Source organism: Thermoleptolyngbya sp. C42_A2020_037, from assembly GCF_015272455.1.
In the GTDB taxonomy this organism is placed as follows: domain Bacteria; phylum Cyanobacteriota; class Cyanobacteriia; order Elainellales; family Elainellaceae; genus Thermoleptolyngbya.
Genome location: NZ_JACYLP010000045.1, coordinates 129,770 through 143,314 on the forward strand (window position 1 = coordinate 129,770; position 13,545 = coordinate 143,314).

General features: G+C 58.2%; 13 protein-coding genes and 1 pseudogene. 10 read left to right on the forward strand and 4 right to left on the reverse strand.

What is annotated here, in order from left to right; translation table 11 throughout:
• Positions 1-15: 15 nt before the first annotated feature.
• Positions 16-387 carry a helix-turn-helix transcriptional regulator gene (locus IGS16_RS14540; RefSeq protein WP_297086598.1) on the reverse strand — a complete coding sequence of 124 codons (372 nt, stop codon included), beginning with the start codon at positions 385-387 and terminating at the stop codon, positions 16-18.
• 209 nt (positions 388-596) lie between these two features.
• On the opposite strand from IGS16_RS14540, the gene IGS16_RS14545 reads away from it, so the two are divergent.
• From IGS16_RS14545 to IGS16_RS14565, 5 genes are all read left to right on the forward strand, one after another.
• Entirely contained in the window at positions 597-3,161 is a 2,565-nt protein-coding gene (locus IGS16_RS14545) for a sigma 54-interacting transcriptional regulator (RefSeq protein ID WP_297086600.1), read from the forward strand.
• Between the two features lie 439 nt (positions 3,162-3,600).
• Positions 3,601-4,614: an ABC transporter ATP-binding protein gene (locus IGS16_RS14550; RefSeq protein ID WP_297086602.1), complete on the forward strand. Its 1,014-nt coding sequence runs from the start codon at positions 3,601-3,603 to the stop codon at positions 4,612-4,614.
• Entirely contained in the window at positions 4,615-5,415 is an 801-nt protein-coding gene (locus IGS16_RS14555; RefSeq protein WP_297086604.1) for an ABC transporter permease, read from the forward strand. It abuts the gene before it with no gap.
• A 168-nt stretch (positions 5,416-5,583) separates the two neighbouring features.
• Positions 5,584-7,173 carry a Gldg family protein gene (locus tag IGS16_RS14560; RefSeq protein ID WP_297086606.1) on the forward strand — a complete coding sequence of 530 codons (1,590 nt, stop codon included), beginning with the start codon at positions 5,584-5,586 and terminating at the stop codon, positions 7,171-7,173.
• Between the two features lie 78 nt (positions 7,174-7,251).
• A complete protein-coding gene (locus tag IGS16_RS14565; protein ID WP_297086608.1) occupies positions 7,252-7,836 on the forward strand; it encodes a DUF4340 domain-containing protein in 585 nt (194 codons plus the stop codon).
• Positions 7,837-8,022: 186 nt separating this feature from the next.
• Here the strand turns inward: IGS16_RS14565 and yidD are convergent, their stop codons facing one another.
• Both yidD and IGS16_RS14575 read right to left on the reverse strand, forming a co-directional pair.
• Complete coding sequence (yidD, locus tag IGS16_RS14570) at positions 8,023-8,244, reverse strand: membrane protein insertion efficiency factor YidD (RefSeq protein ID WP_297086610.1); 222 nt, start codon at positions 8,242-8,244, stop codon at positions 8,023-8,025.
• A 16-nt stretch (positions 8,245-8,260) separates the two neighbouring features.
• Entirely contained in the window at positions 8,261-8,920 is a 660-nt protein-coding gene (locus IGS16_RS14575; RefSeq protein ID WP_297086612.1) for a Uma2 family endonuclease, read from the reverse strand.
• Positions 8,921-9,180: 260 nt separating this feature from the next.
• Between IGS16_RS14575 and IGS16_RS14580 the strand changes: the two genes are divergently transcribed.
• From IGS16_RS14580 to IGS16_RS22365, 4 genes and pseudogenes are all read left to right on the forward strand, one after another.
• The gene (locus tag IGS16_RS14580; protein ID WP_297086613.1) at positions 9,181-9,636 is read left to right on the forward strand and encodes a hypothetical protein; all 456 of its coding nucleotides are present in this window, start codon (positions 9,181-9,183) and stop codon (positions 9,634-9,636) included.
• A 13-nt stretch (positions 9,637-9,649) separates the two neighbouring features.
• Positions 9,650-11,461 carry a tetratricopeptide repeat protein gene (locus IGS16_RS14585; RefSeq protein ID WP_297086615.1) on the forward strand — a complete coding sequence of 604 codons (1,812 nt, stop codon included), beginning with the start codon at positions 9,650-9,652 and terminating at the stop codon, positions 11,459-11,461.
• 442 nt (positions 11,462-11,903) lie between these two features.
• Positions 11,904-12,140 (forward strand): helix-turn-helix transcriptional regulator, encoded by a 237-nt coding sequence (locus IGS16_RS14590; protein ID WP_297086617.1) that lies wholly within the window; start codon positions 11,904-11,906, stop codon positions 12,138-12,140.
• Positions 12,141-12,405: 265 nt separating this feature from the next.
• A pseudogene (locus tag IGS16_RS22365) lies at positions 12,406-12,555 on the forward strand (Uma2 family endonuclease); the annotation flags it as partial.
• A gap of 37 nt (positions 12,556-12,592) precedes the next feature.
• On the opposite strand, the gene IGS16_RS14600 reads toward IGS16_RS22365, so the two are convergent.
• Positions 12,593-12,970: a helix-turn-helix domain-containing protein gene (locus IGS16_RS14600; protein WP_297086621.1), complete on the reverse strand. Its 378-nt coding sequence runs from the start codon at positions 12,968-12,970 to the stop codon at positions 12,593-12,595.
• 308 nt (positions 12,971-13,278) lie between these two features.
• On the opposite strand from IGS16_RS14600, the gene IGS16_RS14605 reads away from it, so the two are divergent.
• Complete coding sequence (locus IGS16_RS14605; RefSeq protein ID WP_297086624.1) at positions 13,279-13,518, forward strand: CDGSH iron-sulfur domain-containing protein; 240 nt, start codon at positions 13,279-13,281, stop codon at positions 13,516-13,518.
• Positions 13,519-13,545 lie beyond the last annotated feature (27 nt).

The following is a 13,545-nucleotide window of genomic DNA, read 5'->3' on the forward strand; positions in this document are numbered from 1 at the left end:
TGCCTCCTCAACCCATCACACCGACCGCTTCAACACCTGCCCACTGGTCAGCCCAAATGCCCGAAATCGCCGGGCCTGGAGTTCAATGCGGCTGGCAAGGCGATCGCACACCAGGTTACACAGCTCAAACGTCAAGTCATCCTGCACGCTGTAGTATGCAGAGGTGCCCTCGGTGCGGCGCGAGAGGATACCCGCTTGCAGCATCACTTTCAAGTGCTTGGAGACGTTGGCCTGGCTGGTGGCGGTCGCTTCGACCAGCTCCTGAACGCAGCGTTCGCCGTTGCGGAGGACGCTGAGAATACGGAGGCGAGTCGGCTCGCTGAGGACGCTGAAATACTCCGCCACCTGCTGCATAATCTCAACTGAGACCGGATCTACCGTTTTCATGCGGGTCGTTTCAAAAAGGCTTAATCCCAAAATATTAACAATCTATTTAGAATTGAAAATAGAGTAGTAGATTACACATCAGAACTTTAAATTCACAAGGCTGGCCTCTCCGGAGTTGCCCCCATGCCCAAAAGCAGGAATGCCCAAAAGCAGGAACGCCCAAAAGCAAGAATGATTGACCCTGGATAACCACGCAATGAGGTTAGCCCATGCAAATTGCTGAGCGGGTGCAGTGGATACAGCAGCAGACCCAATTTGGGGAGCTATCGGAAGCAGCGGTGAGGGCGATCGCCCAGCAGGTGCGCGAGATCCGCGTTCCCGAAAACCATCGGCTGGTGCTGGAAGACACCGAACCCGAAGCGCTTTACATTCTGAAATCGGGGCGACTGGAGCGCTATCGCACCCGACCCGACAGCATGGCAGACACCGTTAGCCTGCTGCCCGGTTCGGTGCTGTATCTAAAGGAACTGCTGCTCGAAACGCCTGCGGAACATACCGTCATCACCCTCAGCGATTGCGAAATTTGGATAGTGCCCCGCGAAGCCTTCCGCGACTTGGTGGCACAGTTTCCGGAGCTAAACCGAACCGTGTCGCGGCAGTTGGCAGACGAGGTGACGGAACTGAGTTCCCAGCTTGTCTTTGAGCAAGAGCGACAGGCGGCCCTGCGTCCCTACCTGGTGCCGAAGGTGCGACGGGGTATTGTGGGTGCGAGTCGCTACGCGGTGCGGCTGCGGCAGGCAATCAAAAAAGCAGCGGGCGATCGCCGTCCGGTCCTGATCTTTGGCGAGCCGGGGCTGGGCAAAGACAATGCAGCGGCGCTGATCCACTTTGGCAGTGGCGATCGCAAGCAGCCCATGATCAAGCTCAACGGCGACATGCTACAACCCAGCGGCGCAGACCTGTTTGGTCGGGTGAATGGCAAGCCCGGTTTACTCAACTGGTTGGGCAATGGCACGCTGCTGATCAACAACGTGCAGGACGTGCCCCAGGCGCTCCAGCCCAAGCTGGCGGAACTGCTGGAAACGGGAACCTACCGACCCGTCGCTCGCGAAGGTGACCCAGAACCAGAGCCGCGCCAGTCGAATGCGCGAATTATCTTCACCTCAGAGCGATCGCTCCCCGAACTCGATCGCCTTGTGGGTCATGCCATCAAAGTGCCGCCCCTGCGCGTGCGAAAGGCCGACCTCGAAACCCAGGTAAATTACTACATCAGCCTCTACTGTTCCTCGCGCGGTTTGGCCCGCCCCAAGGTTGCGCCAGAGGCGCTGCGGCGGCTCCAGGGCTACGACTTTCCGGGCAACCTGACGGAGCTAGAGGGCATGGTCGGCCGTGCCATCATCCAGTCCAGCGGCGCACCCGTGCTGACGGAAGAGGTGTTTTGGGCAACGGGCAGCAAGACCCGCCGCTTTCGGGTCAACCTGCTCAACGCCTATCCCAAGCTGCGCCAGTTTCTCCGCAGCCCGTGGTGGCCCGACCGGATAAACTACGGCTTCACGGTCTGGTTTTTTCCGCTGGTGATCGCCGTCCTCTGGCTGGGCCCGCAGACCCGCGATCGCAACTTTGCGCTGAATTTCTTTTGGGCCTGGTGGTGGCCGCTGGTGCTAGTCGGCTTCCCATTTATAGGACGGCTGTGGTGCGCCGTGTGCCCGTTTATGATCTACGGTGAAATTTCGCAAAAAGTCTCAACTAGCGTGTTGGGACGCACGCTGCTGCCCTGGTCGCGCCCAGAGGCGGAAAAATGGGGCGGCTGGTTTCTGTTTGGGCTATTTGCGCTGATTTTGCTCTGGGAAGAACTGTGGCATCTGGAGAACACAGCCTATCTCTCTGCCTGCCTGCTGCTGCTGATTACCGCCGGAGCCGTAATTTTTTCGTTCCTGTTTGAGCGGCGCTTTTGGTGTCGCTATCTCTGCCCCATTGGCGGCATGAACGGCCTGTTCGCCAAGCTGTCGATGATTGAACTGCGGGCGCAGCAGGGGATTTGCTCTGCCAGTTGCACGACCTACCAGTGCTATAAGGGCGGGCCCCAAAAGGGCGAAGGCCAGGAAACCGGTGGCTGTCCAATTTATTCGCACCCGGCGCAGCTTCAGGACAATCGCGACTGCGTGCTGTGTATGACCTGCTTGAAGGCTTGCCCACACCGCTCCGTCGAGCTAAACCTGCGTCCCCCCGGCATTGAACTTTGGACCACCCACAAGCCCACGCGGCCGGAGGTGTGCCTGCTGTTTTTGCTGACGGGGGCGGTGGTGCTGCATCGGCTGCCGACGATTCTGACGCTGCTGGGGTTTGGCGACCGTGATCTGCTGGCCACGCTGCTGCAATATGATGCTGCACCGCTCGGTTCCTTTGCGCTTCATGCCGGACTGGCGGCGATCGCGCTGGTGCTGCCGGGGGCGATCGCCCTCGTCTGCCACAGCCTGCTGAAACTCTTCAACCCCAAATCCAAACCCTTCGTCGAACTGGCCTACGGCTATTTGCCGCTGACCCTCGGCTGCAACCTGGCGCACTATCTGCATCTGGGACTGACCGAAGCCGGCCGCATCGTGCCCGTTACCCTCGCCACGTTTGGACTGAGCGGCGCAGGGCTGCCCGTCGTCGTCGCCCATCCCGCCGTGATTGCGTTTCTACAGGGCGTGACGCTGCTCAGCACCCTTGCCCTCAGCGTTTTTCTGACGCAGAAAATTGCCCGCCAGCCCTTGCAAAACCTGCTGCCGCAGCAGGTCGGACTGGGGGCGATCGCCCTCCTCGTCTGGTGGAGCGTAGTTGGTCAAAACTGAACTCAAGGTTGAGCCAAGGGTTAAGCTCAGGGTCAGAAATTGGAACCTGAGCCGCAAAGCATGAGTCGCAAAGCCTAAGCCGCACCGCAAAGATTCGATGCGCCGTCACATGCTTGACACATCTCCGTCAGATCGAAAATTCGCAATTTTGGCTACAATTTGCCGTTGTTGGGAGTTGCGGAATTCAGAGGTCAGGGATGTTGTTTCGCAGCGCTTTTGATCCCCCTATGTCGATTCTCGATTTTGGATTGGTGATTTTAGATTGGCAGTCCAGCGTCTTCATAAACTCCAAATAGACTCCAACAGTTGCGTTTACAGCGCCACCTCGCCACCTAGAAATTGAGAGAAATTGAGATCTCCCCTAAACCGCAGATTTTTTCGAACCCTGCTCGTTCCATTACGCCAACACGACCTAGCCCTTAACCCTGACTAGTCCCTCATGATTACCGTCGAACACCTCAGCAAAGTCTACGGCTCTACCCCTGCAATTACGGACGTGACGTTCTCGGTAGAGTCGGGGGAGATTCTGGGCTTTTTGGGGCCAAACGGCGCAGGCAAAACGACGACAATGCGGATTTTGACCGGATATTTGCCCGCCACCAGCGGCACGGCCACCGTAGCCGGGTTCGACGTGCATGAAGACTCGATGGCAGTGCGGCAGCGGATTGGCTATTTGCCGGAAACGCCGCCCCTCTATCCCGACATGACGGTGGAAGGGTTTCTGCATTTTGTGGCGCGGCTGAAGGGCGTGGCAGCGGGCGATCGCCCCCAACGAGTCCAGTCTTCTCTGGAACGCTGCAACCTGTTGGAACGGCGCGACACCCTGATTCGCAAACTGTCTAAGGGCTTTCGGCAGCGGGTCGGCATTGCCCAGGCAATCGTCCACGACCCGCCCGTGATCGTGCTGGACGAACCGACCGTCGGCCTCGACCCGCGCCAAATCATCGACGTGCGGAACCTAATTAAAAGTCTGGCCGGCGACCACACCATCATTCTTTCGACCCACATTCTGCCGGAAGTCAGCATGACCTGTAGCCGCGTCGCCATTATCAACCGCGGCCGCGTCGTCGCCACCAACACGCCCGATCGCCTGATGGAAGAACTGGCGGGCGGCGCGGGCTATGAGCTAGAAGTGGAGGGCGAACTGCTGGTGGCTCAGGAGCGGCTGCAATACCTCGCAGGCGTAAAGTCCGTCACCGCACTAACCGTCGAAGGGCTGCCGCCCCACCGCTACAAACTGCGCGTCATCTCCAATCCAGGAACCGACCCCGGCCGCAATATTGCCGCCACGGTCATCAATGCAGGGCTGGGGCTATACGAAATGCGGCGCGTGCAGGCCGACCTGGAGCAGGTGTTTTTGGAACTCACCATGGCCGACGCACCCGCCGACCCCGACCCCAGTCTTTCCAATGAACCCCAAAACCAGTCCCCATCTCAGGAGGAAGCAGCCTAGATGCGCGTCATTTTGAGCAATATTCTGGCAATTTATCGGCGAGAACTCCAGAGCTACTTTGCCTCGCCCTTTGCCTATGCGATCGCCGCTGTGTTTTGGCTGCTGAGCGGCTTTTTCTTCGTGGTCATTCTGTTTGGCCCAGAGGGATTGCTCGCCGCCGTTGCCCAGCGCGACCAGGCCGGCATCACCGACCCACCCGTAGACGTGCCCTACCAGTTCCTGAACGTGTTTCTGGGGCTACTGGGTTCCCTGGCGCTGTTCTTGCTGCCGATGCTGTCGATGGGACTCTATTCCGAAGAGCGCAAGCGCGGCACGCTAGAACTGCTGGCCACCTCGCCCATTACCAACTGGGCCGTCGCCGTCGGCAAACTGCTGGGCGTGTTGACCTTCTTCATCACCATGCTGCTGCCCATCTTGCTGTATGAGAGCAGCCTGTTTATTGCGTCCAACCCCGCCGCCAGTCTAAATGTGCTGTTTATGGGGCATCTGGGACTGATTCTGATGGCCGCCGCCGTGCTGTCCCTGGGCATGTTCATCTCCTCCCTCACCGACAGCACCATCCTCGCCGCCGTGCTGACCTTTGGGCTGATGCTGCTGCTCTGGGTCACAGACCTAATCGCCAACGGGGTCGGCGGTTCCACCGGAGAGGCGATCGCCCACCTCTCGCTAATCAAGCACTACAACGACCTCAGCCGAGGCATCTTCAACACCAGCAGCCTCGTCCTCTACCTCAGCTACATCCTGCTGGGCATCTTCCTCACCGCCCAATCCATCGAAGCCCTCCGATTCCAGCGCTCCTAAGCAACCAGGGCCAGTACCCCAAGGCGAATCCTAGACAGGGAAAAAAGAAGAAAGAAGAACGAAAAACGAAAAGCGAAAAAAAACACCTATTTCTTCGTTCTTCCCTCTTCCCTCTTCGTTCTTCCCTCTTCCCTCTTCCCTCTTCTCTCTTCGTTCTTCATTTTTCTCATGAAACCCCTCCGTCCCTACCTCAAACTCAAACACCTAATCTGGCCCGGCCTGTTCCTGATTCTCATGGGGCTAACGGCAGGTCTGGTGGCAGGAACTTGGGGCCCCATACCCGCTGGGCTGCTGAGCGCGGGCATTGGGCTATTGGTGGTGTGGCTGGGGTCGCAGGCCAGCGGATTTCAGGGACTATGGGGCAAACGCTCGACCCAGGCGGGCACGAATGCGGTGCTGGCAACGCTGGCAGTGCTGGCTATTTTCCTGCTCACAAACTTTTTGGCGACGCGCTACAACACGCGCCTAGACCTGACGGAAAATCGCCTGTTCACCCTTGCACCCCAGTCGCAGGAAGTGGTGAAGTCGCTGGAAGATCCCGTCAAAGTGTGGATCTTTGACCTGGCACCGAATCCTGCCGATCGCGATCTGCTGGAAAACTATCGCCGCCAAAATCCTGACGGGTTCGCCTATGAATATGTCGATCCGCAGGTGCAGCCCGGACTTGCCGAGCGCTTTGGCGTGCAGAACTTTGGCGAAGTGTATGTAGAGAAGGGCGATTCGCGAAGCGATCCCTCTGGGAATCGCCGTCAGTTGGTGCAGACCATCAGCCCCTCCCAGCGCCTCTCGGAGCGACGGCTGACCACTGCGCTGGTGAAGATCACGAGCGATCGCCAGACCAAGGTCTACTTCCTACAAGGGCACGGCGAGCGAGAACTGAACCCCGGTCAAGGCGGGCTGGCCCAAGCCCTCACCAGCCTAACGGACGAAACCTTTCAGGCAGAACCGCTGAACCTGGCAAACACTGCCGAAATTCCCGCCGACGCTGCGGTGATTGTGGTGGCTGGCCCCCAGCGGCCGCTTTTGGCAGAAGAAATCTCTCGCCTCAAGGACTTTCAGACCCGCAAGGGCGGCCTGCTGCTGCTAGTCGATCCGCAGACCAATCCCGAACTGGATGGCTTGCTGGAAGGCTGGGGCGTTGCCTTTAGCGATCGCATCCTGGTAGACCCCGCCGCCGGCCGCGATGGCGCAGTCACCATCATCACGGAATATGGCCCGCACCCCATCACCGACGGACTCAACAACGGCATCACCTTCTTTCCCCTGGCGCGGCCGCTGGAACTGGGCGAAGTCGAGGGCGTAGAGACGACTCCGCTGCTGTTTACCAACGTTCGCACCCAGGCGCAGCAGATTGGCGAAGACGGCCAGCTCCAGCTTGATCCCGAAGCGCCGGAGGGCAATCTCGTTCTGGGCGCTGCCTTTAGCCGTCGCCTGTCAAACGCGCCCGCCCCCAGCCCCTCGCCCGATGCAGAGGAGCCGCCTGTTCAGGACGAAGCGCGAATGGTGGCGATCGGCAACTCCACGTTTGCCACCAACGGCCTGATCGACCAGCAGCTCAACCGCGACCTCTTCCTCAACGCCATTGGCTGGCTCAGTCAGGAAGCCGACCCCACCTTCACCGTCCGCGCCGCCGAACCCACCAATCGCCGCGTACTGTTCTCGCCTTCGCAGCAGGTCGGGCTGATCCTCACTTCGCTGGTCTTTTTGCCGCTGGCAGGGCTGGCGCTGGCCGTGGGGGTGTGGTGGCGGCGGCGGTAGGGAATGCCTGACTAGCAATCCAAAATCGCAAACCCAAAATCGCAAACCCAAAATCGAGAATCAATACTATTGCTTGCTATGAAGCTCAAACCCACCACCTTCTGGCTCCTATTCGCGGCGCTGATTCTCGGCAGCGTCAGCCTATGGTCGTTGCAGCAGCCCCCTCGCACCGAAGAGGCAGGACAAACCACTCCGCAAAAGCTGTTTGCAATAGAGGAGAGCCAGATCCAGTCGCTGACGGTGAAAAAGCCGGATCAAACGCTGGTGTTTGAAAAAGACGAAAATGGCGTGTGGCAAATGAAGCAGCCCCAGCAAGGCGTGGCCAACGATGCCGCCGTAGCGTTTTTGGCGAACTTGCTGGCGACTGGGACGAGCGATCGCACTTTTTCCATTCCCCCGGCCGACCTCGCCACCTACGGACTCGACCAGCCCACCACCACGATCGAATTCACCACCGCCGACGGCAAACCCCACACCCTCGCCCTCGGCAACAAAAACTTTAACCAGAGCGCCATCTACGCCCTGATTGACGCACCGGAAAATCCGCAGAACCTCACCGTTTCTCTCGTCTCGCTCGATTTTGAAACCGCTACGGGGCGATCGCCCGATGCATGGCTCCAGCCATCTCCCGCCGCCTCACCGAGTCCGTCGCCAGGGGAGTGAGGAGGGAAGGGGGAAGAGGGAAGAACGAAGAAGGAAGAACGAAGAGGGAAGAACGAAGAAGGAAGAGGGAAGAGGGAAGAGGGAAGAACGAAGAGGGAAGAGGGAAAGAACGAAGAGGGAAGAATAGGTGTTTTTTTCGATTTTCGATTTTCGATTTTCGTTCTTCGTTCTTCTCTTTTCCATTTGTCACTTTTCTTCCGTCGGCACGGGGTCATAGCCGCCTTCGCTCCAGGGGTGGCAGCGGGCGATGCGCTTTGCCGTTAGCCAGCCGCCTTTGATAGAGCCGTAGCGGGCGATCGCCTCCAGTCCGTATTGCGAGCAGGTGGGGTGAAAGCGGCAGCTCGGCGGAAACAGCGGCGAGATCAGGATGCGGTAGGAGTGGATGAGTCCGAGGAGGAGGACTTTCATAGCGGGTGAATCAACCTTATGCTTCTGGCTCAATGCCCATTGCTTGGATCTGAGCCGCAAGCTGATCGACGCGGTGTTGCGCCTGCCATGCAGCTTCTTCGGGCGTGGGCACGCGCTGTCCGTCGGGCTGAAAATAGCGCAGTTTTCCGTCTTCTACGCCCAGATACAGGCTGAGGCCGTCGCTCCACAGCCATCCTGCTTCATTCGCGGCGATCGCCTCGTACACCTGGTTGACCAGCCGGAAGCCTTCTAGCTCCAGCGTGTCGGGCGAAAACCAGAAATATTCATACGTCCGAAAGCGATCCTGGTATAGCTCCTTTTTCAGCGTCTGATCGACCTCAGCCGTGGACTCCGACAGCAGCTCAATAGTCAGGTCGGGATATTTGCCGTCCTCTTCCCAGACCACCCACGATTTGCGCGGATGCTTCTGCGTCTTTTTGACCAGGAAAAAGTCGGGCCCGCGACAGTCTCGATGCTTAAGCTGCTGACGGCTGAAGTAAATCGTCAAATTCGCGCCGATAAAGAAATCGGTGCGATCGCGCCACAACCACTCCAAACACGCCACCAGCAGCGCCAGTTGGGCATAGTGCAGCGAACTTTCTATTTCCGGCTCGTCGCTCTCGATTTGGGTGGCATCTGGCATCAGGTCTGCCAACTGCTGCGCGGTCATGACCATCGGCGTGTGTCCAGATAGAACTGAAGGGGCGATTCGCGAAGCGTTCGCACAAGCAGTGCGGCGCACTTTCCCTGCGGGAATCGCCCGCCTGTTTCCATCTTAGAGGTTTTGGATTTTGGGTTTTAGATTTTGGCGGGGCGTTGGTGTTGGCTTAGCAGCCTGCGCCGGGGTCTTGATTCGCTTTTTGCAAAAGAAATGCTCGAATCTCTTGAATATTTGGGTTAGAACGGAGTCAGCCCTTCGACTTTGGAGATCGGTAAATGGTTGACCCGGCAACGCTGACCGCAGGCGCGATCGCCACTCTTGCCTTCCAAAAGTTTATGGAAACGAGCGCTGGGAAACTGGCGGAAAAGTTTTCGGAAATGGCGATCGCCCGCATGGATGATCTCTTAAAGCGCATCTGGACCAAGCTGCGCGGACGGCCGCGTGTGGAAGAAGTGAAAGCCTCGATCGAAAAGACCCACAAAATCACCGCAGAGCAGGTGAATCAAATTGCGGCCTATCTTCAGGTGGCAATGGACGAAGATCCGCAGTTTGCCAACGAGATTCGGCTTTTGGCAGAAGAGATCAACGCCGGCAAGCTAATCGACCAGAGCCACATGACGCAAAACATCATTGGCGACCATGCCAAAGGCTGGCAAACCAAGGTCGAAGGCGGCATGGCCTACATCGGCGATATCACCATTCACCAAACCCAACCGCCCGCAAACTCCTGACGCAATCCTCCCCATGAGCGACCAGCACATTCACGACCAGGGCACGGGAATTCAGGTTGAGGTGACAGGCGGCAATGCAAATGTTGCCAAAACGATCATTATTAACGAACCGCTGCCGCCGCCCCCGCCGACGGGCATTCCCAGCAACCTGCCCCAGTACCCTAACCAAAGCTTTCGCGGGCGAGAGGACGACTGGGCGAAGCTGCATGATGCCTTGCAGCAGACGGAGCGCGTCGCCATCACCGCGCTGCAAGGCATGGGCGGTGTCGGCAAAACGGAGCTGGCGCTGCAATATGCCACGGCCAAGCTGCGGGAGGGCGCGTATCCCGGTGGCGTGTGCTGGCTGGGGGCGCGAGAGCAAGAGATCGGCACACAGATTACGCAATACTTTCAGGCGCAACTGGGGCTGACGCTGCCCGACGGACTAGACGACTTGGCCGCACAGGTGGGCTATTGCTGGCGGCACTGGCGCGAGGGCGAGGTGCTGGTGGTGGTGGACGACGTGGCCTATCAGCGGGTGGCGGAATACGAAGCGAAGGTCAAACCCTACCTGCCCACCGACCCACGCTTTCGGGTGGTGGTGACGACGCGCCAAGACCTGGGAGCCAGCTTTCGTCGGGTGCCGCTGGGCGTGCTGGGGGAGGATGCGGCGCTGGACGTGCTGCGAGATTTGGCGGGAGCCAGCCGCATTGATGGACAGCTTGCAGACGCAAAGCGGCTCTGTGCATGGCTGGGCTATTTGCCGCTGGGGCTGGAACTGGTGGGGCGATATTTGGCCAGCAAGCCAGACCTGACGCTGGCAGAGATGCAGCGGCGGCTGGAGCAGCAGAAGTTGGCGGCGCGGGCGCTGTCTTGCCAAGAGGCGATGACCGCCACCCACGAGAGCGTGGCCGCCGCCTTTGAACTGAGCTGGAATGATTTGACAGAAGCGCAGCGCCAACTGGGAGAGCGGCTGAGCCTGTTTGCGCTGGCCCCGATTCCGTGGGCACTGGTGGCCGCCATGCAGCCTGAAGCCGAGGCCGAAGACCTGGAAGACGATTGCGGCACGCTGGCGAACCGCAACCTTCTGAACCGCGTGGGCGAGGGCAGCTATCAACTGCACAGCCTGATTCGCGAATTTTTTGCGGCAAAGCGAGAGCAGGCGACCGATGCCGACGACCTGACGAAAACCCACTGCGCGGTGCTGGTGCAAGTTGCCAAAGCGATTCCCTGGACGGCTGCACAGGCAACCTATTTGGCTCTTGCTCCGGTGGTGCCGCATCTGGTGGAAGTGGTGAACCACCACATGCAGGTGGTCAGCGATGAGGCGGTGCCTTCTCCTGCCAATGGGTTGGTGAAGTTCTACAGTGGACAGGGCTTGTATGCTGAAGGCGTGCGCTGGGCAGAGCGATGCAAAGAACAGGTGGAAAATCGCTTGGGCGCAGACCATCCCTCCACCGCCACGAGTTTGAACAATTTGGCGGGTTTGTATGAATCAATGGGACGCTACAGTGAGGCGGAACCGTTGTATGGGCGATCGCTTGCCATCATCGAAGCGCAGCTCGGCGCAGACCATCCCGACACCGCCACGAGTTTGAACAATTTGGCGGGGTTGTATCGTGCAATGGGACGCTACAGTGAGGCGGAACCGTTGTATCTGAGGGCGCTACCGATTTTGTTCAGCCGCCTGGGGCAAGACCATCCCACCGCTCAAACCGTTTGGCAAAACTTTGTAGGGCTGCTGATCGCGGCAGTGCAGGCGGGGCGGGCGGGCGAGTTGTCTGACCATCCGCTGACGCAGGACTTGATTCAGCGGATTCAGGCGGCGCAGGGGCAGGAGGAGTAGAAGCACGGCGCGGTGCGGGAGGGCTGGGATCGGGCACTGCCGGGTCGAACATCACCTGAAACACTGCGCCAGGGATGAGTTGTCGCAGGACGTTGCGGTGAGCTTCGGCTTCGTTGCGCTGGCGAAAGCGGCCGACGATAAGCGTTTGAGCGCGAGGCAAGCAGCGGATGAGGCACCAAGGATGGAGGCGCGTGCGATAGCGAGAGTCGGGATTGAGATGATTGGACATGGCAAAGTCGGCGATGTCGGCATGGACATGGCGGTAGAGGTGGGATAATTGAGCAGCACAAAGCCGCCGCGCCTAGGCAACGGCTCAATGGCTTAGTAGCGTCAAAGACTTCGTAAGATCGAGATGGGGCAAACTCCTAATGTCGGACTGCCCTTGTAGATATCCACCAAAAGCGTAAATCAAATTACGCTTACCGTCAATTAATTTGCGTAAATGTCCGACAAAGCAGCGCGATCGCCCCTAATGAGGCTCCGGGTTCAACGATTTTTGACCCAAAAACAGTTGGCGGAGGCGCTGGGCGTGACGGAAACCACCGTCCGCAACTGGGAGGCGGGACGATCGATTCCCAAACTCACCCCGGCTCAGTTCAAGATTCTGCTGGCGGTGCTGCAAATTTCCTCAGACGAATTGCCCGATCAGTTTGGCATCCCAGAATCTGATTCATCGTGAAGGATGGCGATAGGATAGAGCTAGATTGCAATTTTTGAGCATGAATCCTGCAACCCCTCGTCAGCAACTCCTAGAGGCGATCGCCCCTCTCAGCAATCGTCAGATTCTGCTGATTCTGCAATTCATTCAAGCTTTTTCTGCTAAACCGCTTCCTTAGTTCGCCAATGCTCCCTTTGACCCGCTTGCCAATTTTGTAGGAGCTAATACATACAGCAATACTGAAGGCCCTGCTTTGGATGGGAACTCGTGACGGGGAGGGAGTTTGATGGCGATCGCAACGCAAAAACTTACCTTTGAGGAGTACCTAACCTACAGCGATGGCACTGATACCCGCTATGAATTGGTCGATGGAGAACTAGCGCCCATGAGTCTGGGAACTGGCAAACATGGGGCGATCATCCGGTTTATTGTGCAGCAAAAAGTCCCCAATCCAAAATCCAAAATCGCCAACCCTACCGCTCTCCTTGCTCTGCCAAATACCGCTCGCCCCACTCGTGCATGACTGCCAGGATTGGCTCCAGGCTTTGACCCAGGGGCGTTAGGGAATATTCCACCTTGGGCGGCACCTGCTGATAGACCTCGCGATGCACGATGCCGTCGTCTTCCATTTCGCGGAGTTGCTGCGTCAGCATCTTTTGGGTAATGCCCGTGAGTGACCGATGCAGTTCGTTAAACCGCTTCACGCCGCCGAGCAGTTCCCGCAAGATCAGCACCTTCCAGCGGCCGCCGATGATGGCGATGGTGGTTTCTACCGCGCAGCTTGGGCGCTCCAAAACGGTGGGCGATGGGGCAGGTTGAAGGGTTTTGGGGTCAGCATTGTGGAGTGACATTGCCTGACTAGGTTCCAATGTAGGGATATCTTTTATAGTCATACCTTCAGCCTCTGACAGTTTCCTTTTGGGAAGTACCTTACCAAAAAGTGCATACTTCCCAAACTCATTGTATCTACTATAAACTCAAAGTAGTTCCGAGTACGACTTTGATTTAAACCACTCAACACTTTGATTCAAGTCTGCTCGAACGTTTCGCAAGCACTTTGAGAACACGCGAGCGCCGACTAGCACGCCAGTTGACTCGTACATAGGTCAACTCGTACATAGGTCAACTCGTACATAGCTCGTATATAGGGAGAACACCAATGAGCGAACCCGTGATTGCAGATACGAAACCCGTGGTGATGGAGCTAGAACCGGGCACCTACTACTGGTGTCGCTGTGGGCGATCGCAAGGGCAGCCGTTTTGCGACGGTTCCCACCAGGGCACGGACTTTACGCCCCTCGCCTTTGAAGTAACCGAAACCCAGAAAGTGGCGCTCTGCCTCTGCAAGCACACAGGTAATGAACCCTTCTGTGACGGGTCGCACGCCAGGTTGAAGTGATGAGGGCCGGCGTGATGGGGCCTTGGA